Annotated in this window: 23 protein-coding genes and 5 pseudogenes; 11 read left to right on the top strand and 17 right to left on the bottom strand. The window is 71.9% G+C overall.

All coding sequences use genetic code 11. From position 1 onward, the window contains the following. Positions 1–84: 84 nt before the first annotated feature. The 3 genes from ACZ3KJ_RS18450 (at position 85) to ACZ3KJ_RS18460 (ending at position 5,277) form a co-directional block, all read left to right on the top strand. On the top strand, positions 85–2,892 hold the full coding sequence (locus ACZ3KJ_RS18450; protein WP_467528151.1) for an AAA family ATPase: 2,808 nt from the start codon (positions 85–87) through the stop codon (positions 2,890–2,892). 323 nt (positions 2,893–3,215) lie between these two features. Beyond that, complete coding sequence (locus ACZ3KJ_RS18455; protein WP_467528153.1) at positions 3,216–3,857, top strand: helix-turn-helix transcriptional regulator; 642 nt, start codon at positions 3,216–3,218, stop codon at positions 3,855–3,857. A gap of 517 nt (positions 3,858–4,374) precedes the next feature. After that, positions 4,375–5,277 (top strand): RICIN domain-containing protein, encoded by a 903-nt coding sequence (locus ACZ3KJ_RS18460; RefSeq protein WP_467528155.1) that lies wholly within the window; start codon positions 4,375–4,377, stop codon positions 5,275–5,277. A 416-nt stretch (positions 5,278–5,693) separates the two neighbouring features. Here ACZ3KJ_RS18460 and ACZ3KJ_RS18465 read toward each other — a convergent pair. Further along, positions 5,694–5,971 (bottom strand): annotated as a pseudogene (locus tag ACZ3KJ_RS18465) (transposase); the annotation flags it as partial. A gap of 134 nt (positions 5,972–6,105) precedes the next feature. Between ACZ3KJ_RS18465 and ACZ3KJ_RS18470 the strand changes: the two are divergent. Then, a complete protein-coding gene (locus ACZ3KJ_RS18470) occupies positions 6,106–6,333 on the top strand; it encodes a hypothetical protein (protein WP_467528157.1) in 228 nt (75 codons plus the stop codon). A gap of 290 nt (positions 6,334–6,623) precedes the next feature. Here ACZ3KJ_RS18470 and ACZ3KJ_RS18475 read toward each other — a convergent pair. Further along, positions 6,624–7,415, bottom strand: a pseudogene (locus tag ACZ3KJ_RS18475) (transposase); the annotation flags it as partial. 258 nt (positions 7,416–7,673) lie between these two features. Here ACZ3KJ_RS18475 and ACZ3KJ_RS18480 point away from each other — a divergent pair. Beyond that, on the top strand, positions 7,674–7,805 hold the full coding sequence (locus ACZ3KJ_RS18480; protein ID WP_467528159.1) for a hypothetical protein: 132 nt from the start codon (positions 7,674–7,676) through the stop codon (positions 7,803–7,805). A gap of 160 nt (positions 7,806–7,965) precedes the next feature. Here ACZ3KJ_RS18480 and ACZ3KJ_RS18485 read toward each other — a convergent pair. The 4 genes and pseudogenes from ACZ3KJ_RS18485 to ACZ3KJ_RS18500 form a co-directional block, all read right to left on the bottom strand. Further along, positions 7,966–8,205 (bottom strand): annotated as a pseudogene (locus tag ACZ3KJ_RS18485) (transposase); the annotation flags it as partial. A gap of 24 nt (positions 8,206–8,229) precedes the next feature. Continuing rightward, positions 8,230–8,535 (bottom strand): annotated as a pseudogene (locus ACZ3KJ_RS18490) (AlbA family DNA-binding domain-containing protein); the annotation flags it as partial. Positions 8,536–8,697: 162 nt separating this feature from the next. After that, positions 8,698–8,895 carry a hypothetical protein gene (locus ACZ3KJ_RS18495; protein WP_467528161.1) on the bottom strand — a complete coding sequence of 66 codons (198 nt, stop codon included), beginning with the start codon at positions 8,893–8,895 and terminating at the stop codon, positions 8,698–8,700. Between the two features lie 249 nt (positions 8,896–9,144). Then, positions 9,145–10,098, bottom strand: a complete 954-nt coding sequence (locus tag ACZ3KJ_RS18500; RefSeq protein WP_467528162.1) for an ROK family protein — start codon at positions 10,096–10,098, stop codon at positions 9,145–9,147. A 194-nt stretch (positions 10,099–10,292) separates the two neighbouring features. On the opposite strand from ACZ3KJ_RS18500, the gene ACZ3KJ_RS18505 reads away from it, so the two are divergent. Further along, positions 10,293–11,342, top strand: coding sequence for a LacI family DNA-binding transcriptional regulator (locus ACZ3KJ_RS18505; protein WP_467528164.1), 1,050 nt, complete (start codon positions 10,293–10,295; stop codon positions 11,340–11,342). 118 nt (positions 11,343–11,460) lie between these two features. Then, positions 11,461–12,171 carry a hypothetical protein gene (locus ACZ3KJ_RS18510; protein WP_467528601.1) on the top strand — a complete coding sequence of 237 codons (711 nt, stop codon included), beginning with the start codon at positions 11,461–11,463 and terminating at the stop codon, positions 12,169–12,171. A gap of 122 nt (positions 12,172–12,293) precedes the next feature. On the opposite strand, the gene ACZ3KJ_RS18515 is transcribed toward ACZ3KJ_RS18510, so the two are convergent. Continuing rightward, entirely contained in the window at positions 12,294–13,598 is a 1,305-nt protein-coding gene (locus ACZ3KJ_RS18515; protein ID WP_467528165.1) for a DUF6986 family protein, read from the bottom strand. 174 nt (positions 13,599–13,772) lie between these two features. On the opposite strand from ACZ3KJ_RS18515, the gene ACZ3KJ_RS18520 reads away from it, so the two are divergent. Further along, entirely contained in the window at positions 13,773–14,696 is a 924-nt protein-coding gene (locus ACZ3KJ_RS18520) for an endonuclease/exonuclease/phosphatase family protein (RefSeq protein WP_467528167.1), read from the top strand. 64 nt (positions 14,697–14,760) lie between these two features. Here ACZ3KJ_RS18520 and ACZ3KJ_RS18525 read toward each other — a convergent pair whose 3' ends face one another. The 5 genes and pseudogenes from ACZ3KJ_RS18525 to ACZ3KJ_RS18545 form a co-directional block, all read right to left on the bottom strand. After that, positions 14,761–15,723, bottom strand: a complete 963-nt coding sequence (locus tag ACZ3KJ_RS18525) for an electron transfer flavoprotein subunit alpha/FixB family protein (RefSeq protein WP_467528169.1) — start codon at positions 15,721–15,723, stop codon at positions 14,761–14,763. 53 nt (positions 15,724–15,776) lie between these two features. Continuing rightward, positions 15,777–16,565 carry an electron transfer flavoprotein subunit beta/FixA family protein gene (locus tag ACZ3KJ_RS18530; protein WP_389516517.1) on the bottom strand — a complete coding sequence of 263 codons (789 nt, stop codon included), beginning with the start codon at positions 16,563–16,565 and terminating at the stop codon, positions 15,777–15,779. Between the two features lie 218 nt (positions 16,566–16,783). Beyond that, positions 16,784–17,293: a flavin reductase family protein gene (locus tag ACZ3KJ_RS18535; RefSeq protein WP_467528171.1), complete on the bottom strand. Its 510-nt coding sequence runs from the start codon at positions 17,291–17,293 to the stop codon at positions 16,784–16,786. Positions 17,294–17,337: 44 nt separating this feature from the next. After that, on the bottom strand, positions 17,338–17,418 hold the full coding sequence (locus ACZ3KJ_RS18540) for a putative leader peptide (protein WP_385063140.1): 81 nt from the start codon (positions 17,416–17,418) through the stop codon (positions 17,338–17,340). A 98-nt stretch (positions 17,419–17,516) separates the two neighbouring features. Then, positions 17,517–17,928, bottom strand: a pseudogene (locus tag ACZ3KJ_RS18545) (TlpA family protein disulfide reductase). A 388-nt stretch (positions 17,929–18,316) separates the two neighbouring features. Here ACZ3KJ_RS18545 and ACZ3KJ_RS18550 point away from each other — a divergent pair. Further along, the gene (locus tag ACZ3KJ_RS18550; protein WP_467528173.1) at positions 18,317–19,045 is read left to right on the top strand and encodes a lysophospholipid acyltransferase family protein; all 729 of its coding nucleotides are present in this window, start codon (positions 18,317–18,319) and stop codon (positions 19,043–19,045) included. 120 nt (positions 19,046–19,165) lie between these two features. On the opposite strand, the gene ACZ3KJ_RS18555 is transcribed toward ACZ3KJ_RS18550, so the two are convergent. The 4 genes from ACZ3KJ_RS18555 to ACZ3KJ_RS18570 form a co-directional block, all read right to left on the bottom strand. Then, positions 19,166–19,738, bottom strand: coding sequence for a transglutaminase-like domain-containing protein (locus ACZ3KJ_RS18555; RefSeq protein ID WP_467528175.1), 573 nt, complete (start codon positions 19,736–19,738; stop codon positions 19,166–19,168). 86 nt (positions 19,739–19,824) lie between these two features. After that, positions 19,825–20,895, bottom strand: a complete 1,071-nt coding sequence (locus ACZ3KJ_RS18560) for a threonine aldolase family protein (RefSeq protein WP_467528176.1) — start codon at positions 20,893–20,895, stop codon at positions 19,825–19,827. Beyond that, complete coding sequence (locus tag ACZ3KJ_RS18565) at positions 20,892–21,638, bottom strand: SDR family NAD(P)-dependent oxidoreductase (RefSeq protein ID WP_467528178.1); 747 nt, start codon at positions 21,636–21,638, stop codon at positions 20,892–20,894. Before ACZ3KJ_RS18565 ends, ACZ3KJ_RS18560 begins: the two co-directional genes overlap by 4 nt. 44 nt (positions 21,639–21,682) lie before the next feature. Next, entirely contained in the window at positions 21,683–23,080 is a 1,398-nt protein-coding gene (locus tag ACZ3KJ_RS18570; RefSeq protein WP_467528180.1) for a DUF6421 family protein, read from the bottom strand. A gap of 260 nt (positions 23,081–23,340) precedes the next feature. On the opposite strand from ACZ3KJ_RS18570, the gene ACZ3KJ_RS18575 reads away from it, so the two are divergent. After that, complete coding sequence (locus tag ACZ3KJ_RS18575; protein ID WP_467528181.1) at positions 23,341–24,024, top strand: glycerophosphodiester phosphodiesterase; 684 nt, start codon at positions 23,341–23,343, stop codon at positions 24,022–24,024. A gap of 39 nt (positions 24,025–24,063) precedes the next feature. Here ACZ3KJ_RS18575 and ACZ3KJ_RS18580 read toward each other — a convergent pair whose 3' ends face one another. Continuing rightward, the gene (locus ACZ3KJ_RS18580) at positions 24,064–24,603 is read right to left on the bottom strand and encodes a GNAT family N-acetyltransferase (protein ID WP_467528183.1); all 540 of its coding nucleotides are present in this window, start codon (positions 24,601–24,603) and stop codon (positions 24,064–24,066) included. A gap of 80 nt (positions 24,604–24,683) precedes the next feature. On the opposite strand from ACZ3KJ_RS18580, the gene ACZ3KJ_RS18585 reads away from it, so the two are divergent. Then, a complete protein-coding gene (locus ACZ3KJ_RS18585; RefSeq protein ID WP_467528184.1) occupies positions 24,684–25,076 on the top strand; it encodes a VOC family protein in 393 nt (130 codons plus the stop codon). The last annotated feature ends 51 nt before the right edge of the window (positions 25,077–25,127 follow it).

Genomic DNA, 25,127 nt, shown 5'->3' on the forward strand with positions numbered 1-25,127 from the left:
CGATCGGAAGTGACTGATCGGACAGTGACGACAGACGTGGTCCACGGTGACACGTCGGCACGCGTTCACCGAACGCAGGAGCGCATGGTCGGACGTGAGTCGCAACTGGACGCGATCCACGGCCTGCTGAGTGATCCGGACGGGCCGCGCCTGGTGTACGTCCGGGGCGAACCGGGGGCCGGGCGCAGCTCGTTACTGCGAGCCGTCCATGGACGACTGCGCGCGGAAGGGACCGGCGCGCAGTTCTTCGCGTGCGCGCCAGGCGATGAGCAACACCCTTTGCTGCTGGCACTGCGCCTGATCACGACGCTGGTGAAGCCCCAGCCCGGCACGGCGCAGCAGCAGTCGGGCGGCAGGCTGGTGGCGGATCTGATGTCCGCTGCCGAGAAGGGCGACCGGACCACGGCGGGTGAAGCGCTCACCGCCGCTCTGACGCAATGCGGACCCACGGTGCTGGTGGTCGACGACATTGAGCACGGCGACGCCGACTCGCTCACCGTCCTCAGCGAACTCGATGCTGCGCGAATCGGTCCAGGCGTCCGGCTGGTGGTGTCGGCGGGCGGGCCCGTGAAGCCCCATGAGTCCGACCTGGCCGGGCACCGGCTGGCAGAGGGCACGGTGGTGCGGACCATCGACCTTCCGCGCCTGCGGCCCCACGACATCGAGACCGCCTTGGCGCGACGGTTCCGGGCGAGCCCCGACGACACCCTCGTCCGGCGGACGCACGAACTCACCCAGGGGGTCCCCGGGGCAATGGACGCCCTGCTCACGGCGTGGACGCAACAGGGCGCGATCCGGGTGGTCCAGGGTTACGCCTTCCTGGGTGCCGGCGTTCCGGTGCCGGCGCTGCCGGACAGCGCCCCGTTCCTCGCCGCGCTGCACGCGCTGGGCGAACCCGGCCGGACGGTGGCCGGCGCGCTGAGCGTGCTGTGGCCGTTGGGCCCCTGGACCCCGCAGCTGATCGCGTCGTCCACCGGACTGTCCGACGCCACTGTCGCCGAGGGCGTCCACGAGCTGACCGAGGCGGGGATCATTGAGGAGCTCCCCCTCCGGGACGGTGCCGCGGCAGGCGGTTGGGCGTTTCGCGTGCCGCTGACGGCCTACGTCTTAGAAGCCCGGCTGGGCCCCTTGGAACGCAGTCGGCTGTCCGCCGCCGCGGTCAAGGCGCTGTGGAACACGGCGGAAGGAGGCAGCGACGCCCGGCGGGTGGCCGTCGTCCTCCCGCAGCCGCACGCGGACTTCTATCTGGCGGACCGGCTGGCGGACGCGGGCACCCTGGTCGACCGTGACCGCGCGGTGGCGGAGCTGACCGCCATCGCGGAACGCGAGTGGCCCGACTTCGACGGCCGGGGGATGCTGCGCTGGCTCTGGGCGGCGGCCCGCCTCATCGAGGACCCGGCGGTCCGCGGTCCCGCCCTGCTGCAGAACCTGAGAGCCGCATACGCGGCGGGCGACTACCCGGCGGCGCGGATGATGGCCGAATCGCTGCTGCACACGCCTCCCGACGGCGTCACCGTGCCGGTGCTCCACGGCATCGCCGACGTGCTGGCGTCAGCGGCGGCAGCCGAGAAGGACTGGCCGTTCCTGTCCCGGATGGCTGCGGAGCAGTGGTGGGACAGGTCGCCCCTGCCCGCCGGGGCGACCGTGGCGGTCGGAGCGGTGGCCCTGTGCCAGCTGGGGAGGTGGCGGGAGGCCCTGGATCTGCTCCTGCGGACCGAGCCGGTGTGGCACACCGCCCCGGACACCCCTGCGGTGCCCGTCCTCCACCGCTACCGCACCACCGCCGAGCTGATGCTGGGACAAGCGGGACCGGTCACGCGCTCACTCACCAGGACGGAGCCAGAAGACCTGCCCCCCGACCTGCGGTACGTGCTGACGACGGTCCAGTGCGAACAACTGCTCTGCTCCTGCGACCTGCGGGAGGCACATGCTCTGCTGTCCGACCGCGGACTGGCGCCCGAAGCACTGCCGCCGTACGGCTTGTTCCTCTGGCACCACCTGGGGGGCCGCTGGGAGGAGGCGCTGAAACGCGCCCGCTGGCTGCTGGCCACCGGGCAGGCGTTCACCTCGGCCACCGACAGATATCTGCTTCCGGCACGGACCGCGGCCGTCCTCCTCGCCCGGGGCGGCGTCCACAGCGCGCAACGTCTGATCGACAGCGCACGGGGCGGGCCGGACGGCCCGCTCGAGCACTCCCTGGACAGTGCCGAAGCCGAGGTGCTGCGGACCCTCGGCGACCTGTCCGGCGCCGCGGAGTCGCTCCGCCGCGGGCTGAGCGCCGCGGACGCCCGCGCACACGTCTACGGCACCGACGAACTGTGGGCCGCCCTCACCGAGATACACGCCGAAGCCGGCCGCACCAGTGAAGCGGTGACTTGCCTGAGGCGTCTTCAGAAGGTGGCCAAGCAGCTCGGCAGCGGCCGCTCACGCCTGCTCCACCTGCTGGCCTCGGCGAAAGTCCTGCGCCCGGACGCCCCCGACGACGCCCGGCGCGACCTGCGGGAAGCGGTGGATCTGGCCCGCTCCCGCTCCCAGCCGTTCGAGACCGCGGTCACCCTGTCGGCAGCCGCGGCCAACGGCGCGGGCCCGGCCACCCTGCTGCACGAGGCCTACGAGCTGTTCCAGGAAACCGGGGCCGCACTGTGGCGCTTCCACACCAGGACGGCGCTGCGCGAAGCCGGCCTCACCGTCCCCGGCCGCAAACAGGCCACAGCCGAGAACGAGCACCTCCTCGCCACCCTGATTGCCGAAGGACTCACCAACCGCCAGGTCGCCACCGTGCTGCGCCTCAGCGAGAAGGCCGTCGCCGACCGGATCTCCCGGCTACTGGCGCGCACCGGCCTGCGGTCCCGCACCGAAGTCGTGACAGCCGTGCTCAGTCAGGACCGCTGACCCACGGGCGCCGCCGCCGACTCTCCCAGGTGCCGCTGCCGGCCTCCCGGAGCTCCGCAGCAGTGCCGCAACGCCGGCACTCCACCCCTCTCCGCCGTCGTCCACTCCGTACCGGTCGGAGTCCGCCACGAGCCGGGACGCGATTCCGGAATCCGCCGGAAACAGCCGCTCCGCCCCATACGCCCACCGGATACTCGTGCGACATTTCCCTGCCCTTAGGGGGGAGGGTCCGCATGGACACCAGGTGCGGATCCGGCCATGGCACCATCCTCATCAGCCGTAACAGGCCGCACGACAAGCACAGGTTCCCGAAGGGAAATCGAATGCCTCAGCAGGTGGTGAGAGACACGACCCGGGTGGTGATCCACGCCGCCGACGTCGTCACACGGGCCGGACTGGTCAGCTCCATCGAGAACGACCGCCGCATCGTCGAGGTGTCCGCGGACGAGTCGCACGAAGCGGACGTCCTGGTGGTGGCGATGGACACCGTGGACGCCCAGGCCCTCGACCTGCTCCCCACCCTGTGCGACCGGCCGGAGGCACGCTTCGCACTGGTGGTGGGACGGCAGTGGCTGGCCAACGTCTCGACGGCGGTCGACCGAGGCGTGCGTGCCGTGCTGTGGCGCGACTCCTTCACCCCCCAGGCCTTCGTCCGGACGCTGCTCACCGTTGCGTCAGGCGGTGGCAGCTTCCCTCCCACCCTTCAGGGCACCCTGCTGGAACAAGTGCAGTGGACCCACAGAGAGGTGCTCACCCCGCGCGGTCTGAACGCCTCCGGCGTCACTCCCCGGGAGGCGGACGTGCTGCGCCTGGTGGCCGAGGGCCAGGAACTCTCGGAGATCGCACAGAAACTCTCCTACTCCGAGCGCACGGTCAAGTACGTCCTTTACGGCCTTATGAAGCGCATGCAGCTGCGCAACCGGGCCCACGCCGTCTCCTACGCCATACGTTCAGGCATCATCTGAGGGCTTTCGGTGCCCTCGAACAGGTGAGGGGCAGCCCGGGAGCCAGCCGCGGCCGGGACTCCCCTCTTCACGAAGAGGCTGCCCCGGCGGCAGAACGAGGTCACGGACGCGCCGCACGCCCGTTCGGACATCGTTGTCCGTGCTTGCGGGGACCACACCGGCCGGGGCCCGGCCGGGCCGACGTTCGCCGGCCTCCCTGGCCCCGAAGGACGGTCCCCGCCCGATCCGTCGCCAGGTAACCAGAACCCTTGGAAGGAGGCGGGGCTTGTCCTCGTCCACGCAACAAGACGGCGCCGGTGCCACCAGAAGTCCACTGGTTCGCCGAGCGGTCACACTGCCCGCGGTAGCCGTCGACGCCTCCACGGCACCGGCTCCGGACCCCGGGTCACCACCGGCGCAGCAAGCAGCGGTTTCGGCAGGTGACGCGACCGACGCGCCCCGGAGCCCGGACAGGGACGGAGGCAGGAGTACACCGGCTGACGGCGGGGCACTGGCCGTGTGGGAGAACGACCCGTCGTTGCCCGAGACGACCGCCGAAGACCTGTCCGTGTCCGCGGACACGGACAGCGACGAGCGGGAACGGGCTCCGTCCGTCCGAAGGAGGACGGTAGTCGTCGGCGCCGCTCTCGGCGCCGCGGCGATGCTCGTGATCCCGCTCCTGGTGGCGAGCTCGGACTCGTCATCGAAGGGCGACCACAGAACGCCGCTCAAGATCGCCGACGCTCCCGTACGGCCCCAGGCGTTCCCGCCCTCCACCGCGGCCTCACCGTCGGCGTCACCCTCCGGCAAGCCTTCGCCGTCATCCGTTCCCTCCCGGTCGCCGTCCCCGCGCGGCGCCACCGCATCCGCGGCCGAGGCCGCTGCGGGGACGCACAAGGACCGGCCCAGCCAGACCCCGACCGGCGGTCACAGCACCGCGAAGTCCACCGTCAGCGTCCCGGCGGCGTTCGCAGGCGCCACCAACATGCTCCTGCGGAACCTCGGGACGGGACGCTGCGCCGACTTGCCGTACAACGGCAACGGGGCCTCGGAGGGGCCGGTCGAGCTGTTCCAGTGCCAGCCGGGCCCGAACGACAACCAGATGTGGAACCTCGAGGTCATCTCGGGGCTGAAGGGTCCGGGCGGGGCCCGGCCGTTCATCATCCGCAACGCCAAGGACGGCCTGTGCATGGACCTCAAGTACAACGGTTCCGTGCCGGCCGGTACGAAGGTGATCGAGTACTCCTGCAACAGCACGACCGGGGACAACCAGCTCTGGTACCTGGCAAAGGGGCATCAGAACCACTACCGGATACGCAACCTGACGAGCGACGGTCTCTGCCTCGGCGTCACCGGTGGCACGGAAGCAGGAAACGAAGCCAAGCTCCAGATCGAATCCTGCGGCTCCACAGCCGATGACTGGGGATGGAAGGCCCGGTGACCTGCCACCAGCCCTGTGACGCGGGTCGCGCCGAGTGGTCCCGGCCCGCCCCCGTCACCGGCTCACCGTACTTGGGCGGTGTCACCGTGTCATCGGTGGAACCGCCCCACTCCCCGCAGCAGGCTTGCCACTCCAGCGGTTACCCACGGCCCGGCCCGACGGCGGACCCACCGGCCGTGCGTGCTGCGGCCGGCGAGCCGTGGCAGGAACGCGGCACGGTGTTCACCAGGCCGGACGGCGGCCCGGTCGGTCCGCGGACCGACCGGGGAAATCCAGGCAGCCCCCGGCGGAAGCGGACATCGACGGCCCGCGCCCGTACGACGGCGGCCGGCACACCGCGGGGACCACCCTCGATGAACGCGGGGTGGACATGCCCGCGGTCACGGAGCCCTTACGGCACACCCGGATCAGTGCGCGTCCGCGAGGCAGTCCGCGCCAGCGCGATGGCCAGGGCAAGGTCCATCGAGACCTTCCCGGGATCGTGAACGGACCTCGGCTTGCGCCAGGACGCCAGTTGCGCGGATATCACCTGGTCAAGGCCGATCTTGCGGACCGTCTCCAGCAGCAGGACCGCACCGGCCTGGGAGACCACGTGCCGACCGTCTCCCTGGACTCGGACACGCGAGTACGACGAGACAGGCTCTTCCGCCTGGAAAGTGCACTTTCCATTCCGGGCCCGCCTTTTGGCGCGCACATTGAACCAGGCGCGGGCAACTCACGTTACATTCAGGGGAGACGGCATGCGCCAAAGCCACATCGCATGCCGAGTCCACCCGAAGAGGGAATAGCACCTAATCCGATGGCTTGAATGATTGAAAGGATGCCAGCATGGTCTCGAATCTTCACAGGAAGAAGACTGTGGGCTGGATTGCCGGGGTGGCACTGGCGGCGACGGCCGTGGGTCTCACAGGGTACTCGAACGGCACCAGCCCCATGGCGAAGAAGGGTCCAGCCGCACATGGTTCGAATGTGACCGAATCGAAGAAGGAGAAAGAAGAGGGTGTCGAGGTAACGATGGCCTTCGGCGGAATCGGTAACACCTGGCACGAGAACTAGCCTCGATCTTTCGTGGCGGTCCGCCGACGTAGTAGGTGGACCGTTTTCGTGCTGTGGGCTGAGGCGGGGCAGGCCAGGGGCCCGAGTGTCGTCTCGGGGTGGCGCCGGGTCCCACTGCTCCGGGTGGTGAACTGCTGTCGTAGGGACGGGTGGATCCGCTGGTCAGCCGGGGTTCGGCAGGAGTGCGAGCCGTTCGAGTGCGGCGGTGATGTGGCGGCTCCAGGGCCAGTGCCGGGACAGGCGGAGGATCCGTCGGCGGCCGGTGGTGACGAGCTGCCCGGCCGCGGCTGCTGGTGGATCGCCTCGGTGATCGTCATTCCGACGGAATACGACAGCCACCGCCCACGCCGGGCGAGCCAGGACACGAACGCGTGGGTGCCGCCTGCGGAGTCCGTGCGGATCAGCGTCTGCCGTCCGCACAGGTACTTCTTCGGCAGCTGGGACGGGGCGAGGCGGGTGACGGTGATGTGGTCGGCGGCCGTGTTCGAGCCCGCGTTCTCGGGCCGCAGCAGCGCTGCCACCGGTTCTCCGGTGCCGCCTGGGCCATGGTCGACGAAGCCCATCAGCGGGTGATGGCCGTAGGTCTTCTTCCAGGTTGCGGCCGCGTCCTGCTTGTCCGAGTGGGCGATCACGAGGACGCCGTCGAGATCGACGATGACCTGGCCGTCGGCGTCCGGGGCGTTCGTTCCGGTCAGCGACCAGGTGCGGGCCCGGACTTGTGACGGTGCGAAGCGGATGGCCTGCAGTGCTTTCTCGCCGGAGGCGGCGAGGGCGTCGACCGGGCGGGAGACGGTCGGGTCGGAGGCGACCGGGCCGAAGACGGCCGGCTCGCACCGCAGCGCGGCGATGTCGGCGAGGCAGTCCCCGCCGAGCGCGACCGCCGGCGCGAGGTCCACGAGGATCTTGCCGGGATCATGGATCGCGCGTGGCTTGCGCCATGGCGCGAGTGCGGCGGACATCGCCTGGTCAAGACCGGTCTTGCGGACCGTTTCCACGAGCAGTACCGACCCAGCCTGGGAGAGGGCCTGGCGGCCGTCGTTCTGAACACGGACGCGCGGGTGGAACCCGATGGAGTGCTGCACCTGGGAAGTGCCTCCGGCGGTGGCAGGAACAAGGACCTCAACAATCCTGATTCTTGCTGGTGAGTGGCACTTTCTGCTTTCCTACCGTCTGCCGGACAGCCCGCTTCACGAAAGCCCGAGGTTAGGTTTTACGAAACCTCACGCGTCTGGGGCTGAACCATTCAGCGCGGACTTACGTCATAATGCATAGGGATCACCAACGTGCTCCCTCGACAATACATCGCAAATCTACGGAGGTTCACTGTGAAGCGTTACTCTTTGCCCGTCATTGTCGCGCTCACCGCAGCCGCGGCCGTGCTGCTGACGGCATGGGGCGCCGGGGAGGACAAGGCCGAGACGCAGAACCAGGTGGTGGTGGCGGGCGACGGTTCGAACTTCATCAACTACTAGCCTCGATGTTTCTTGATGGTCCGTCGACGGAGTCGGCGGACCATCTTGTTGCGGGCGGCGGAGGCTGGGCAGGCTGAGGGCCCGAGTGTCGCCTCGGGGTGGCGCCGGGTTCCACTGCTCCGGTGTCGGGCTGTTGTCGTAGGGGCGGGGAGTCAGCTGGTCAGCCGGGGTCCGGCAGGAGCGCGAGCCGGTCGAGGGCGGCGGTGATCTCGCTGGTCCAGGGCCAGTGCCGGGTCAGGCGGAGGATCAGCCGACGGCCGTCGGTCACGAGTTGGCCGGCCGCGGAGAACAGGCAGAGCCGCAGGCGGCGGGGTTCCCGGAGCCGGGCCCTGCCGGTCAGGGCGAGCATGGGCATCCAGGCCAGGAGGTCGAGGGCGCAGCCGCTGACGATCTGGACGATCGTGGGCTCCGGCACCCCGGTGAGCCGGTCGTCCACATTGCGCTCGGTGACGCCGACCAGTATGAGGCCGCCGTAGCTGTTGGCCATGGCCGCGACCGAGTCAGGGATCTTGGACGCGTAGCTCTCCTTGTACTCCAAGGTGAGGCTCTCGATACCGCCCTGACCAGCCTCAACCCGTCTGTTGGCCCCCTGTGGCTTGCCCGCTCCACCCTGCCACGGAAACCACCTCCCGTTGAGGTCGCGTGAACACGGTGGCGGCGGGGCCCCGGGGGGGGGCCCGCGCCCCCGCGGGGTGGGGGGACGGGAGTCGGTGCCCCCCCCGGGGCGCACCTCGCAGCCGGGCCGGGGGGGGCGGGGGGGGGGCGGGGGGCCCGGGGGGGGGGCCCCCCCCCCCCCCCCCCCCCCCCCCCCCCGCGGGGGGGGGGGGGGGTGGGGCGGGGGGGGGGGGGGGGGGGGGGGGGCCCCCCCCCCCCACGGCGGTGTGCGGATCCGTCAGTCGTTCCCGCCCAGGGCGCTCTCGTCGACGCCGGCCAGGCTGTCGCTGGCGAGGGCCGGGTCGAGCGTGGTGAGGGTGTCCCCCACGTTCAGCCTGTCGTGGTCCTGACCGGCCAGACCGTGCGAGGGGGTGATCGCCGCGACGACGAAACCGGTGGCGAGGGAGGCGATGGCGAGCATGCTGCGCTTCTTCATGCCGGGATCAACTGCGCGGGGCGCGCGAGGTCACGCGGCAACCGGGGCACGCCGGACCGCAGCCGAGCGGTGTGTCTCGCCGGGAGAGCGAAGAAACGTTTCGTCGACGCCTGCGCCTGCCGGTCGTCCGGCGGAGGCAAGACGTCCCCCGCCGCCCCGCCCCCGGGCGACCGGGGCGACGCCCCCGCCGCCCTCTCCACCGAACGGCCGGCGGAACCCTCCGCCGGCCCCCACCGCCCCACCCGCCCCTCACACCCCCGCCGCCGTCACCCCCGGCCGCCGCGCCAGGGCCGCCGCGGCCGCGCCGACCAGCCCGGCGTCCGTGCCCATCCGGGCGGGCACGACCGTCAGCCGCCGGACGAACGACAGGGTCGCGTAGTCGGCGAGGGACCGGCGCAGGGGCGTGAAGAGGACGTCGCCCGCCTCGGCGACGCCGCCGCCGATCACCGCGATGTCGATCTCGACGAGCGCCGCGGTGGCGGCGATGCCGGCCGCCAGGGCGCGCGCGGCGCGCTCGAAGGAGGCCCGGGCCACGGGGTCGCCCGCGCGGGCCGCGACGGCCACCGCGGCGGCGGAGGTGTCGCCGTCGGGGCCGGGGCGCCAGCCGTTCTCCAGGGCGCGCCGGGAGATGTGCGGGCCGCTGGCGATCCGCTCCACGCAGCCACGCGCCCCGCACGCGCAGGGGTCGCCGTCGAGTTCGACGCTGATGTGACCGATGTGGCCCGCGTTCCCGGTGGGGCCGGGGTGCAGGCGTCCGCCGAGGACCAGGCCGCCGCCGACCCCGGTGGAGACCACCATGCACAGCGCGTCGTCGTGGCCGCGGGCGGCCCCCTGCCAGTGCTCGGCGGCGGTGAGGGCCACGCCGTCGCCGATCAGCACGACGGGCAGGCCTCCGACCGCGGCGCGCACCCGTTCCACCAGCGGGTAGTCACGCCAGCCGGGCACGTTCACCGGGCTCACCGTGCCGGTGGAGGCATCCACCGGACCCGCGCTGCCGATACCGACCGCGCGCGCACGTCCCCACAGCGACGACGCCGTCAGCTCCCCCAGCACCTCCCGCACGGCGCGCATCACGGTGTCGCCGTCCTCCTGCGCGGGCGTGGGCCGCCTGGCGCGGAGCAGGATCGTTCCGTCACCGTCCACCAGCGCTCCGGCGATCTTGGTGCCGCCGATGTCGAGCGCGGCCACGAGGTCGGTGTGCATCACGTCTCGCTTCTCCCCCTCCACCACGGGAATCGGGCCGGCCGGTCCGGCGGTGGGGGACGCGGGCCGGAGATTGCGGTGGCCAGTCTCCCTCGCATCTGACAACGTTGTCCAGGCCCTATGCTCGTCGGCACATCCTCATACGACTCCCGGAACGCCGCACCCCCGGGGACAACAGGACAGGACACCGCCCCGTGCCCGAGACGCCCAGCCGGCCCGTCGGACTCTTCGGACCTCGCTACGGCAACCGTCCCACCATGAAGGACGTCGCCGCGCGCGCGGGCGTCGGGCTGAAGACCGTCTCACGGGTGGTGAACGGCGAGCCGGGGGTCACCCCGCAGACGGAACGGCGCGTCCAGGAGGCCATCGACGCGCTCGGCTTCCGCCGCAACGACAGCGCGCGGGTGCTGCGCAAGGGCCGTACCGCGAGCATCGGCCTGGTCCTGGAGGATCTCGCCGACCCGTTCTACGGCCCGCTCAGCCGGGCGGTGGAGGAGGTGGCGAGGGCCCACGGCGCGCTGCTCATCAACGGCTCCAGCGCCGGGGACCCCGACCGGGAGCAGGAGCTGGCGCTGGCACTGTGCGCGCGCCGGGTGGACGGTCTGGTGGTCATCCCGGCCGGGGACGACCACCGGTACCTGGAGCCCGAGATCAGGGCGGGCGTCGCCACGGTCTTCGTCGACCGTCCGGCCGGGCGCATCGACGCCGACTGCGTCCTGTCGGACAACTTCGGCGGCGCCCGGCAGGGCGTGGCCCACCTCCTGGCGCACGGGCACCGCAGGATCGGCTTCATCGGCGACATGCCGCGCATCCACACCGCGGCGGAGCGCCTGCGCGGCTACCGGGCGGCCCTGGAGGACGCCGGCATACCGGTGGAGGAGGCCTGGGTGTCCCTGGGGGCCACGGAGCCGGCGCGCGTGCGCCGGGCGACCGAGGCGATGCTGTCCGGGCCCACGCCGGTCACGGCGGTGTTCACGGGCAACAACCGGGTGACCGTCACCGTCGTCCGGGTGCTCGCCGAGCAGGCCCGGCCGGTAGCCCTCGTGGCCTTCGACGACCTGGAGCTCGCCGACCTGCTCCAGCCGGGCGTCACCGTGGTCGCCCAGGACGCGGCCGCCATCGGCGGCACCGCCGCCGTGCGTCTCTTCCAGCGGCTGGAGGGCACCCTGATCACCCCGGAACGCGTCGTGCTGCCGACACGGCTGATCACCCGCGGCTCGGGCGAGCTGCCCCCCGCGGACTGAGGACGGCGTGGACGGACACCACGACGGACAACACGACGGACACCGCGAAGGCCGACACGACGGACACCACGAAGGCCGACACGAAGGCCGACACGACGGACAACACGAGGGGCGCACACTGGAGGCGCTCGGTCTCGCCGTCGCGCCGCGTGACCACCCGCTGACCTATCCCGGCGCCTGGCCCGAGGAGTCCGGCCTGCTCGCCGGGGACCGGCTGCTGCCCCTGGACCGCCTGGTGTTCCCCGGCCGCACACCGGTCCTGGCCGTGGGCTCCAACGCCTGCCCGGGCCAGCTGCGCCACAAGATGGCCGAGTGCGGGGTCACCTCGCCGGTCCCGATGGTGCGGACCCGGGTCACGGGCGTCGGCATCGGCGTCTCCGCGCACGTCAGCCGGCTGGGATACGTGTCCGCCTCCCCGGTCCTCGCCCCCCGCGTCACCCGGGAGTTGTTCGTCATCTGGCTGGACGCGGTACAGCTCGCCGTCGTCGACGCGACCGAGCCGCACTTCGACCGGGTCCGGCTGCCCGCCTCCCAGGTGCGGATCGAGCTGGCCAACGGCGACGAACTCACCGGCGCGTTCGCCTACGTCAATCGCCACGGCGTCCTGCACAACGGCACCGCCGCCCCGCGCAGCCATCCGGGACAGCGCGCCCTGATCGGCGAACTCCTGCTGGGATCGGCCGAGTTGAGGCGGCTGTTCGGCGAGACCCCGGAGGCGTTCTGCGCCGCGGCGCGGGCCGACGCGCTGCTGTGCGAGCGCGGCACCCGGCTGTTCGCGCGGGAGCGGCTGGTGACGCGCTCCGGGCTCGAACACCTCCGTGTCCGGTAGGAACACCTCCGTGTCCGGTAGGAACGCCTCCGCGTCCGCCAGGCCCTGTCGTCAGACGCCCGCACGGCACTGCCGGGCGGCAGCCGCCCCGGTCCGGGATCCGGGCCCCGGACCATCCTGGTCTACTGGCCCGACGCCGTCAGATCGCCCCGCCGGGGTGCCGCGAAGCCCTCCAGGGCCGCCCTCGACAGCCCCGTGGCGCCGGTCACCTCGGCGGGGTCGAGCGCACCGCAGTCCAGGCCGCGCAGCAGGTAACCGCTGAGGGCCTTGGCGGTGGCCGGCTCGTCCATGACGTCGCCGGCGGCCCGGTCGGCGTAGCGGGCCAGACGTTCGGCGGCCTGGACGAAGCCCTCACGGTAGAAGGCGAAGACGGCCGCGTACCGGGTGGGGAGGTGGCCGGGGTGCATGTCCCAGCCCTGGTAGTAGGCGCGGGCTAGGGCCCGGCGGGTGAGGCCGTAGTGCAGCCGCCAGGCGTCGTGCACCCGCTCGGTGGGGCCGACGGGCAGGACGTTCGTGGAACCGTCCGAGACGCGTACGCCGGTGCCGGCCGCCGCGACCTGCATGACGGCCTTCGCGTGGTCGGCGGCCGGGTGGTCACTGGCCTGGTGGGCGGCGGACACTCCGAGGCAGGCGCTGTAGTCGAACGTGCCGTAGTGCAGGCCGGTGGCGCGGCCCTCGGCCGCCTGGATCATACGGGCGACTCCGGCGGTGCCGTCGGCGGCGAGGACGGCCTGGCTGGTCTCGATCTGGATCTCGAAGCCGAGCCGGCCGGGCGCGAGACCGCGGGCCTTCTCGAAGGCCTCCAGGAGCCGGACCATCGCGGTGACCTGCTGCGGGTACGTCACCTTGGGCAGGGTGAGGACCAGCCCGTCCGGCAGGCCGCCGGCCTCCGTCAGGCCGGTGAGGAAGATGTCCAGGGTGCGGATCCCGCGGTCGCGGACGGCGGCCTCCATGCACTTCATGCGGATGCCCATGTACGGCGCCGCCGTGCCCTTCGCGTACGCCTCGGCGATCAGACGCGCGGCGCGGGCGGCCGCCTCGTCCTCCTCGGCGTCCGGGCGGGGGCCGTAGCCGTCCTCGAAGTCGACGCGCATGTCTTCGATCGGCTCGCGCTCCAGCTTGGCGCGCACCCGGGTGTACACCGGCTCGGCGAGGTCGTCGGACAGGCCGAGGACGGCGGCGAAGGACGCGGCGTCCGGGGCGTGCTCGTCGAGGGCGGCCAGGGCCCGGTCGCCCCAGGAGCGGAGGGTGTCGGCGGTGAAGGCGTCACCGGGCACGTAGACGGTGTGCACGGGCTGGCGGGTGCCGGGGTCACCGGGGTAGAGGCGTTCGAGTTCGGCGTCGACCGGGGCGAGGGAGGCGCTGATCTCCTCGCTGACGGCGCCCGCGAGGCTCGTCGTCACGGTCTCCTGCTGGCCCTGACCCATCCCAGACCCTCCTGTTTTCCGCTGTACGGAATCAACAATCCGTAGAACGAAGTTATCCGTGGATCTTCCGGCCGGTCAACACCCTGTCCGCGCACTGGCCCCCCCGACCGCCCCCGGGCCCCCTTCCGCACAGCCGTTCCCCCCTTCATCCTGGCTCACGAGGGGAGGAGGCACATGGCGGTCACCAGGGGGACGACGCGCCGCACCGGGCTGAGGACCGTGGCGGCGGCGGCCGTCGCGGTCCCCGTCCTCGGAGCGGTCCGCTCCTCCGGCCCCCGGACCCGCGAGGCGAGCGGCAGCCCCCGCCCGGCGCCCTCCGTCCCTCCTCTGGACGTCATGACCTTCAACCTCCGCTTCCCGAGCACCGTGGAGCCCCACAGCTGGCCCGCCCGCCGCCCGGTGATGCGCGCCCTGCTGCGCGCGGCGGCCCCGCACGTCATCGGCACCCAGGAGGGCGAACCCCCGCAGCTGCGGGACATCGAGGCCGGCCTCGGACCGCACTACGACCGGATCGGCCGGGGGCGCGGCGGCGGCGACGAGGAGTCCATGGCCGTCTTCTACGACACCCGCCGGCTGGAACCGGTCGAGCACGCCCACTTCTGGCTCTCCGACACGCCCGCCGTGCGCGGCTCCAACACCTGGGGCGCGGCGTACCCGCGCATGGTCACCTGGGTCCGCTTCCGCGACGTCACCACCGGGGGGCGGGAGTTCTGCCTGCTCAACACCCACCTCGACAACGAGAGCCAGTACGCGCGCCTGCGCTCCGTCTCCCTGATCGCCGCGCGGACGGCGCGGTTCGACCCGGCCCTGCCGCTCGTGGTGACCGGCGACTTCAACGCCGTCGCCCACCGCAACCCGGTCTACGACGCCCTGCTCGCCACCGGTCTGGTGGACACCTGGGACACGGCGCGGCGGCGCGGCGCGGGGTACGGGACGTACCACGGCTACCAGGCGCTCACCCCGGGCGGGGCCCGGATCGACTGGATCCTGGTGCGTCCGGGCGTCACGGTGCACCGCGCGTGGGTCGACACCTTCTCGCTGGACGGCCGGTTCCCGAGCGACCATCTGCCGGTGTGCGCCACGCTCGGCCTGGGATGAGCCGAGGCCCCCGTGACCGGCGCGGTCAGGGGGGCCTCGGGGGTGCCCGGGAGCGGGCGGGTGATCAGCCCTTGCGGGTCTTGATCTCCTCGGTGAGCTGGGGGACGACGTCGAAGAGGTCGCCGACGACGCCGTAGTCGACGAGGTCGAAGATCGGGGCCTCGGGGTCCTTGTTGACGGCCACGATGGTCTTCGAGGTCTGCATGCCGGCGCGGTGCTGGATGGCGCCGGAGATGCCGTTGGCGATGTACAGCTGCGGCGAGACGGACTTGCCCGTCTGGCCGACCTGGTTGGTGTGCGGGTACCAGCCGGCGTCCACCGCGGCGCGGGAGGCGCCGACGGCCGCGCCGAGGGAATCGGCGAGGTTCTCGATGATCGCGAAGTTCTCGGCGCCGTTGACGCCGCGGCCGCCGGAGACCACGATCGCGGCCTCGGTCAGCTCGGGGCGGCCGGTCGACTCGCGCGGGGTGCGGCCGGTGACCTTGGTGCCGGTCGCCTGCGCGGAGAAGGTCACCGACAGGGCCTCGACCGTGCCGGCGGCCGGCGCGGCCTCGACGGCGGCGCTGTTGGGCTTGACGGTGATGACCGGGGTGCCCTTGACGACGCGGGACTTGGTGGTGAAGGACGCGGCGAACACCGACTGGGTGGCCACCGGGCCCTCGTCGCCGGCCTCCAGGTCGACGGCGTCGGTGATGATGCCGGAGCCGATGCGCAGCGCCAGACGGGCGGCGATCTCCTTGCCCTCCGCGGAGGACGACACCAGCACGGCGGCCGGGGACACGGCCTCGTGGGCGGCCTGGAGCGCGTCCACCTTCGGTACGACCAGGTAGTCGGCGTACTCGGCGGCGTCGTGCGTGAGGACCTTCGCCGCGCCGTGCTCGGCGAGCGTGGCGGCGGTGTTCTCCGCACCGGCGCCGAGGGCGACGGCGACCGGCTCGCCGATGCGGCGGGCCAGGGTCAGCAGCTCCAGGGTGGGCTTGCGGACGGCGCCGTCCACGTGGTCGACGTAGACGAGGACTTCAGCCATGGGAATGCTCTCCTGCGTAACGATCTTGAGGGGCGGTCAGCGGATGCGGGGCTCTAGATGAACTTCTGGCCCGCGAGGAACTCGGCGAGCTGCTTGCCGCCCTCGCCCTCGTCCTTGACGATCGTGCCGGCCGTGCGGGCCGGGCGCTCGGTCGCCGTCTCGACCTTGGTCCAGGCGCCCTCCAGGCCGACCTCCTCCGCCTCGATGTCGAGGTCGGACAGGTCCCAGGACTGCACCGGCTTCTTCTTGGCGGCCATGATGCCCTTGAAGGACGGGTAGCGCGCCTCGCCCGACTGGTCGGTGACCGACACGACGGCCGGCAGGGAGGCCTCCAGCTGCTCCGAGGCGGTGTCGCCGTCCCGGCGGCCCTTGACCGTGCCGTCCTCGACCGAGACCTCGGAGAGCAGGGTGACCTGCGGCACGCCCAGGCGCTCGGCCACCAGGGCCGGGACGACGCCCATGGTGCCGTCGGTGGAGGCCATGCCGGAGATCACCAGGTCGTAGCCGGCCTTCTCGATGGCCTTGGCCAGCACCAGCGAGGTGCCGATGGCGTCGGTGCCGTGCAGGTCGTCGTCCTCGACGTGGACCGCCTTGTCGGCGCCCATGGACAGCGCCTTGCGCAGCGCGTCCTTGGCGTCCTCCGGGCCCACCGTCAGGACGGTGATCTCGACGTCGTCGTCGGAGTTCTCGGAGATCTGCAGCGCCTGTTCGACGGCGTACTCGTCGAGTTCGGAGAGCAGACCGTCCACGTCGTCCCGGTCGACGGTCAGGTCATCGGCGAAGTGCCGGTCGCCAGTGGCGTCGGGCACGTACTTCACAGTGACAACGATCCTCAAGCTCACGCCGGCTCTCCTACTGCATCGTCAGTTCTCGGCTGCCTTCTTCCAGGCAGCATAGGCGCCACAAGCGGCCGATCCCGACCGGGGCGACCTGCGCTCCGACCGAAATATTACTCGCCAGTACATCGAGTTCATTCCCGCTAAGCAAGCGCTTTGAACTGTGACCTGTGCAACGCAGCGTAATCGGAATCGGACGGTTTCGCAGAAGAGCGCCGCGGCGGTCAGTCGCGCAGCGCGGTGAACCGGCCCTGGTGGTAGAGCAACGGCCGCCCGGCGCCCGCCGGATCGCCGTGCACGACCTCGGCGAGCACGATGCGGTGGTCCCCCGCGGGCACCCGCGCGACGACCCGGCACACCAGCCAGGCCAGGACGTCGTCGAGGACGGGGACGCCCTCGGGGCCCTCCTGCCAGGCCGTCGGCGCGCCGAACCGGTCGGCGCCGCTGCGGGCGAAGGTGGCGGCCAGCTCCTGCTGGTGCTCGCCGAGTATGTGCACCCCGACGTGGTCGGCGTCGGAGAGCGCCGGCCAGCTGGAGGCGCCGGTGCCGACGCCGAACGACAGCAGCGGGGGCTGCGCGGAGACCGAGGTGAGGGAGGTGGCGGTGAAGCCGACCGGACCGGTCCCGCCGGACGCGGTGATCACGGCCACACCCGCCGCGTGCCGGCGGAAGACGGAGCGCAGCAGGTCGGGGGAGGCGAGCTGAGGAGTACGGAGACCGGGGACGGCCGTCATGGAGTTGTCCTTCTCGGGGGAGGGGCGCGGGCGTCGGGGACTGCTCACCGGCCCGGACAGCACGCGCTCGCGGTGCGCACCAGGTCGACGTGCGCCCGTCCGTGGAGAAGGGGGTCCTCAGGCATGGGGTCAGGCTGACGACGGATGGCCTGCACAGTCAAGTGCGTCCCGCCATCCGGAAGTGCCCTGACCGGCTCTGCGACGGACCTCACACCGGCCGGCCTCACACCGCCTCCCCCAGGGCCGCGATGACGTCGGCCGTACGGGGCCGGCCCGCGGCGCGGCGCACGACGCGCCCGTCGGCGTCCAGGACCAGCACGGTGGGGGTCTTGAGGATGCCGAGTTCGCGGACGAGGTCGAGCCGGGCCTCGGCGTCGATCTCGACGTGCCGCACCCCCGGGACCATGCCGGACACCTCGCCGAGGATCCGGCGGGTCGCCCGGCAGGGGGCGCAGAAGGCGCTGGAGAACTGGACGAGCGTGGCCCGCTCGCCGAGTTCGCCCCCCAGCAGGTCCGCACCGAGCCGCTGTCCCTCGTCGCGCCCGCGCACACGCACCCTCCCGCTCCGCCGCCGGTGCGGCACCCCGAGGACGCTCGCCGCCGCGAGCACCCCCGCACACGAAAAGTCCGGTCATCAACGGCTCCAGCATTCACGAGGCCGAAAAGATTCCCTCGGCGGGGGTGGGTCCGGCCGGGCTCACGCCGGGCCCGGCACGGCTGGGACACGCGGCCACCGCGGCGGCTCCGGCGGCCGCCTTCCTGAACGCCGTCTCCGGTCTCCGCCCGGGGTGCGAGATGTACCTGCTCGTACGGCGGGGTGACGGTACGGGTGGAGTAAAGGGGACGTCAAAGCCCGAGGTGGATCAAGGTGCCACGTGACGAGGATCTCGCGGTTCACAGGCACGGGGACTGGCTGTCGGCGCGTTCTTCGGGCACGATCTGCGAGATGCCGTAAACCTACGGCTGCGTAACTTTGTCCGGGAGCCGTTCCCGGACGGAGAGAAGGAAGGGTCCGCCCCGCCCATGGCAGAGCTTGTCTACCGCCCCGTCGTCGGCCTCGCCCAGACGCTCTTCAAGGTCTGGGACCTCAAGATCGACTGCCAGGGGTCGGAGAACATCCCGCGCTCGGGCGGAGCCGTGCTGGTGAGCAACCACATCAGCTACCTCGACTTCGTCTTCAACGGCCTGGCCGCGCTCCCGCAGAAGCGCCTCGTGCGGTTCATGGCCAAGGAGTCCGTCTTCCGGCACCGGATCTCCGGTCCGCTGATGCGCGGGATGAAGCACATCCCGGTGGACCGCAAGCAGGGCGAGGCGGCGTACGCGCACGCCCTGGACTCGCTGCGCTCCGGCGAGGTCGTCGGGGTCTTCCCGGAGGCCACCATCTCCGAGTCGTTCACGCTGAAGAGCTTCAAGTCCGGTGCGGCCCGGCTGGCCCAGGAGGCGGGCGTCCCGCTGATCCCGATGGCACTGTGGGGCACGCAGCGGCTGTGGACCAAGGGCCACCCGCGCAACTTCCGGCGCAGCCACACCCCGATCACCATCCGGGTCGGCGAGGCGGTGGAGGCCTCCCGCGACAAGTACGCGGGCGCGATCACCCGGCAGTTGCGCGAGCGCGTCCAGGAGCTGCTGGAGGCCGCCCAGCGCGCCTACCCGGTACGCCCGAAGGACGCGAGCGACACCTGGTGGATGCCGGCCCATCTGGGCGGCACCGCACCGACGCCGGAGCAGGTCCGCCAGGCCGAGGCCCGCTGACGGGCCGCCCGGCCCACGGCGGGTCGCACACGCCCCCCTCCCCCGGCCGGGGCGGCGCCTCACCTTCCCCCGGTCCCCCTCCCGCGGCCGGGGCGGCCGACGACGTCGACCCGCCGGTGCTCACAGGGTGGTGGGCAGCGTCTTCCACAGGGAGGGCCGGTCGGGGGCGGCTTTCAGCGCGTCGAGAACGGCCGGGTGCGGCGCGGCGTACAGCACGGGGTGGTCCAGCTCCCCGGCCGCGGTGTCGGGGATGAAGGCCAGTCGCTCGCCGGCCAGGGAGAACCGGGCGTCCACGCCCGGCTTGTTGCCGCGCGGGTCCTGCCGGTGCCAGGCGCCGTTGAAGCGGACGGCGACCAGTCCGTGCACCACGTCGAACACCTGGTAGCACAGCGCGGTCGGGATGTCCTCCGCGCGGAGCAGCGCGGCCAGCGCGTGGGACTTGGCGTAGCAGATGCCCGTCCTGTGCTCCAGGACGTCCGAGGCGCGCCAGGTGACGCGCAGATCGCCGGAGTCCTGTGAGTGGGGAATGGTGTCGCGCACGAACTCGAACGCCAGTCGCGCATAGGCATACGAATCTTCCGCGTCCTTGGCGAGACGTCGGGCGGTGGCCCGCACCAGCGGGTGCTCATGGTCGATGACCTCGTCAGCGGCCAGGTAGGCGGACAGGTCGGGGTTCTCCTGGATCAGCTCCATGTCTGGAGAGCATAGGAACGCGATCACCCGAGAGTCAATGATTTTTCGGGTGACCGCATACTTATGCATATCCGGGGGCGCCGGGTTCAGCGCGCCATCTCCTCCTTGAGCGCCGTCACGAAGGTGTCCACGTCCTCCTCCGTGGTGTCGAAGGCGCACATCCAGCGCACCACCCCTGCCGCCTCGTCCCAGAAGTAGAACCGGAACCGCTTCTGCAACCGCTCGGCCACGTCGTGCGGGAGCCGGGCGAAGACCCCGTTGGCCTGCACCGGATGGAGGATCTCCACGCCGTGCACGGCCCGCACGCCCTCGGCGAGCCGCTGCGCCATCTCGTTGGCGTGGCGGGCGTTGCGCAGCCACAGGTCCTTGGCCAGCAGGGCCTCCAGCTGCACCGACACGAAGCGCATCTTGGAGGCGAGCTGCATGGACAGCTTGCGCAGGTGCTTCATACGGCCGACGGCGTCCTGGTCGATGACGACGACGGCCTCGCCGAAGAGCGCGCCGTTCTTCGTGCCGCCCAGGGAGAGGATGTCGACGCCGGCCGCGTTGGTGAACGTCCGCATCGGCACGTCCAGCGAGGCCGCCGCGTTGGCTATCCGGGAGCCGTCGAGGTGCACCTTCATGCCGTGGGCGTGGGCGTGGTCGCAGATCGCGCGGATCTCGTCCGGCGTGTACAGGGTGCCGAGCTCGGTGCTCTGGGTGATCGACACCACCTGCGGCATCGCCCGGTGCTCGTCCTCCCAGCCGTACGCCTGGCGGTCGATCAGCTCGGGGGTGAGCTTGCCGTCGGGCGTGGGGACGGTGAGCAGCTTGAGGCCGCCCATGCGCTCGGGCGCCCCGCCCTCGTCCACGTTGATGTGCGCGCTCTCGGCGCAGATCACCGCGCCCCAGCGGTCGGTGACCGCCTGGAGCGCGACGACGTTGGCGCCGGTGCCGTTGAAGACCGGGAAGGCCTCCGCCGTGGGCCCGAAGTGGCTGCGGACGATCCGCTGGAGGTTGCCGGTGTACTCGTCCTCGCCGTAGGCGACCTGGTGGCCGCCGTTGGCCAGGGCGAGGGCGGCCATCACCTCCGGGTGGGCGCCGGCGTAGTTGTCGCTGGCGAAACCGCGGACCTGCGGGTCGTGGTGGCGACGCGCGTCGGTCTTCGGTGGGTTCACGGCTTCTCGGTGAGCCACAGACGGTGTCCGTTCACTTCGGCGGCGGGCTGCTCCCAGACTCCGGCGATGGCCTCGGCCAGGTCCCGCACGTCCGTGAAGCCCGCGAACTTCGCGTTGGGTCGGTCGGCGCGCATCGCGTCGTGCACCAGCGCCTTCACCACCAGGATCACAGCCGCGGAGGACGGTCCGGCGGCGCCCCCCGCCTTGCGGAAGGCGTCGGCCAGCGCGAGCGTCCAGGCCTCGGCGGCGGCCTTGGCCGCGGCGTACGCGGCGTTGCCGGCGGTGGGCTTGGAGGCGCCGGCCGCGCTGATCAGCACGTACCGTCCGCGTTCGCTCGCCTGGAGGGCCTCGAAGAAGGCCAGCGAGGTGTGCTGCACGGTGCGGATGAGGAGCAGTTCGAGGAAGTCCCAGTCGTCGAGGCTGGTCTTGACGAAGGTCTCGCTGCCGCGCCAGCCGCCGACGAGATGGACGAGACCGTCGATCCGGCCGAACTCCTTCTCGATGTGGGCGGCCCACTCGCGGGTGGAGCGCAGGTCGAGCAGGTCGACCGGTTCACCGGTGACGGTGGCGCCGCCGGCCGCGTAGCGGGCCGCGTCGACGGCCTCCGCCAGGCGCTCGGGGTCGTTGTCGGCGGCGACGACCGTCGCGCCCGCCTCCGCGAGGCGGAGCAGTGCCGCCCGGCCGGCGGGTCCGCCCGCGCCGGCCACCGCGATCACCGCACCGCTGAGAGCCCCGTTCCCCATGTCCTTCGCCTCCTGGTCAGCCGTGTTCCCGGTACGGCGGTCGCTCACGCGGCGATCCGCTCGGCGCCGCCCGCCGTGATGCCCTTGGTGGAGGCGATCACGTTCTTCAGCTTCTTGGCCAGTGCCTCATAGAACATGCTCAGCGGAAACTCGTCCGGAAGCACGTCATCGACGAGTTTGCGCGGCGGCTGGGTCAGGTCCAGGGCGTCGGGGCCCTTGGCCCACCGGGATCCGGGGTGCGGGGCGAGGTAGGCGGAGACCAGCTCGTAACCGGCGAACCAGTGGACGAGCTTGGGGCGGTCGATGCCGTCGCGGTAGAGCTTCTCGATCTCGGCGCACAGTGCGTTGGTGACCTGCGGGGCGCGCTGCCAGTCGATGTGCAGCTTGTTGTCCGTCCAGCGGACCACGTCGTTGCGGTGGAGGTGGGCGAAGAGGAGCTGGCCGCCGAGGCCGTCGTAGTTGCGGACCCGCTCGCCGGTGACCGGGAAGCGGAACATGCGGTCGAAGAGCACCGCGTACTGCACGTCGCGGGCCTGCGGGACGCCGTCGGCCTGGAGCTTCACGGCCTCCTTGAAGGCGGTGAGGTCGCAGCGCAGCTCCTCCAGGCCGTACATCCAGAACGGCTGGCGCTGCTTGATCATGAACGGGTCGAAGGGCAGGTCGCCGTGGCTGTGGGTGCGGTCGTGGACCATGTCCCACAGGACGAAGGCCTCCTCGCAGCGCTTCTGGTCGTGGATCATCGCGGCGACGTCCTCGGGCAGCTCCAGGCCCAGGATGTCGACGGCGGCCGCGGTGACGCGGCGGAATCGGGCCGCCTCACGGTCGCAGAAGATGCCGCCCCAGGAGAAGCGTTCCGGCGCCTCGCGCACGGCGATGGTCTCCGGGAAGAGGACGGCCGAGTTGGTGTCGTAGCCGGCCGTGAAGTCCTCGAAGGTGATGCCGCAGAACAGCGGGTTGTCGTAGCGGGTGCGCTCCAGTTCGGCCAGCCAGTCGGGCCAGACCATGCGCAGCACGACCGCCTCCAGGTTGCGGTCGGGGTTGCCGTTCTGCGTGTACATCGGGAAGACGACCAGGTGCTGGAGGCCGTCGGCGCGGTGGGCCGCGGGCTGGAAGGCCAGCAGCGAGTCGAGGAAGTCCGGCACCTCGAAGCCGCCGTCGGCCCAGCGGCGCAGGTCCCGCACCAGGGCGTGGTGGTAGTCCGCGTCGTGCGGGAGCAGCGGGGAGAGCTCCTCGACGGCCTCGGCGACCTGGCGTACGGCGTGCTCGGCGTCGGCGCGCCCGGGGGCGCCCTCGGCGGAGAAGTCGATCGACCCGTCCTTCGACTGCCAGGGGCGGATCCGCTCCACGGCACCCTTGAGCACGGGCCACGCCGAGTGCTCCACCACCCTGGCCGCGGGAGGAACCTGATCCTCCGAACCCACCTGCACAAGAATTTCCGTCATGACCCATCCTCCACGGGAGAACCTCGCGTAGGAACACCGTATGCGGAGGGGCTTTCCTCCAGCAAGAGGATCATCCGGAAATTATCCTGCTCACACCCATGGTCACCGCGTTTTTTCCTGTCACACCCAGGATGCTCGACGACTTTCGTCAGGGCGTCGCGGGTAGGGGAACCGTCGGCGCAGACACATGTCCATGTCGGCCCGGGGCGACTAGGCTGCGGGCTCTTCCAGCGCCGCCGACGACGGAAGCGAGTCGAGTCGTGAACCTCCTCACCATCGGTCACCGCGGAGTCATGGGCGTCGAGCCCGAGAACACCCTCCGGTCGTTCGTCGCCGCCGAGCACGCCGGCCTCGACGTCGTCGAACTCGATCTGCACCTGAGCAAGGACGGCGCGCTCGTGGTCATGCACGACGCGGACGTGGACCGCACGACCGACGGGAGCGGGCCGATCGCGGACCACACGCTGGCCGAGCTGCGCGCCCTCGACGCGGGGCGCGGCGAGCGGGTGCCCGTCTTCGAGGAGGTCCTGGAGGCGGTGTCGCTGCCCCTCCAGGCCGAGATCAAGGACGTGCAGGCGGCGCGGGCGCTCGCCGCGGTGATACACGAGCGGAACCTGGTGGAGCGGGTGGAGGTGTCCTCGTTCCACGACGAGGCCGTCGCCGAGATCGCCCGGCTGGTGCCCGGCGTGCGCACGGCGCTCATCGGCAGCCGGTACGGCCTGGACATCGTGGACCGGGCGGTGGCGGTCGGCGCGGCGACCGTGTGCCTGAACATCCGGCGGCTCACCCTGGAGACCGTCGAGCACGCCCGCGCGCACGGCCTGCGGATCATCGGCTGGGTGGTCAACACACCGGACCACCTGCGGCTGGTGCGGGCCCTGGAGCTGGACGGCGCCACCACCGACCACCCCGGGACCAAGCGCGCCGGCCGCTTCACGGCGTGAGCCGCCCGGCGTCCCGTCGTGACGCGTCCCCGGCGGCCGTCAGGCCAGGGGCTTGACCAGCAGCTCGAACCGGAGGTCGTCGCGCTGCGGGATGCCGAAGCGCTCGTCGCCGTACGGGAAGGGCGTCGTCCGGCCCGTCCGGCGGTAGCCGCGGCGCTCGTACCAGGCGATGAGGTCCTCACGCACGGAGATCACCGTCATGTGCATCTCGGTGGCGCCCCACTCCGTGCGGGCCCGGCGCTCGGCCTCCGCCAGGACGCTCCGGCCCAGACCGGCGCCCTGCGCCGCGGGACTGACCGCGAAGAGGCCGAAGTAGGCGTGGGCGCCGCGGTGCTCGAGCTGGCAGCAGGCGACGGTCCGGCCGTCCCGCTCGGCGGTGATCACCAGTCCGTCGGGCGACGTGACGATGTCCAGCACGCCCTCGGGGTCGGTCCGCTGCCCGTGGAGGATGTCCGCCTCCGTGGTCCAGCCGGCCCGGCTGGACTCCCCGCGGTAGGCCGACTCCACGAGGGCGACGAGCGTGTGCACGTCGGCCTCGGTGGCATCGCGGAAGACGAGGTCGGTGGCGGTGGCGTCCATACGGGCTTCTCCGGGGTGAGCGGGGGGTGCGGCGCGGCTCGGGCTCCGCAGAGCCTAACTCTGTCCTAATCTCCGTATGCATGGTGCATGTACTCAGCAGCCGGATCCTCCTCCGCCCCGTCGACCCCGAGCGGTCCCGCGCCTTCTACGGCGAGCAGTTGGGCCTCCCCGTCTACCGCGAGTTCGGTACGGGGCCGGAGCGGGGCACCGTCTACTTCCTCGGCGGCGGCTTCCTGGAGGTCTCGGGCCGCTCGGAGGCGCCGCCGGACCCCGCCGTACGGCTGTGGGTGCAGGTCCCGGACGTCGCGGCGGCCCACGACGAGCTGCGCGCGAAGGGCGTCGGGATCGTCCGGCCGCCGGTGCGGGAGCCGTGGGGCCTGCTGGAGATGTGGGTCGCGGACCCGGACGGGACCCCGATCGTGCTGGTGGAGGTGCCGGCCGACCATCCCCTGCGGTACCGGCCGGGGATCTGAGGCCAGCGGATGCCGGGGCCGGGGCCCGGGCTTAGCGTGCTGGAGGGGGTG

The organism is Streptomyces sp. NPDC003248 (assembly GCF_055563235.1).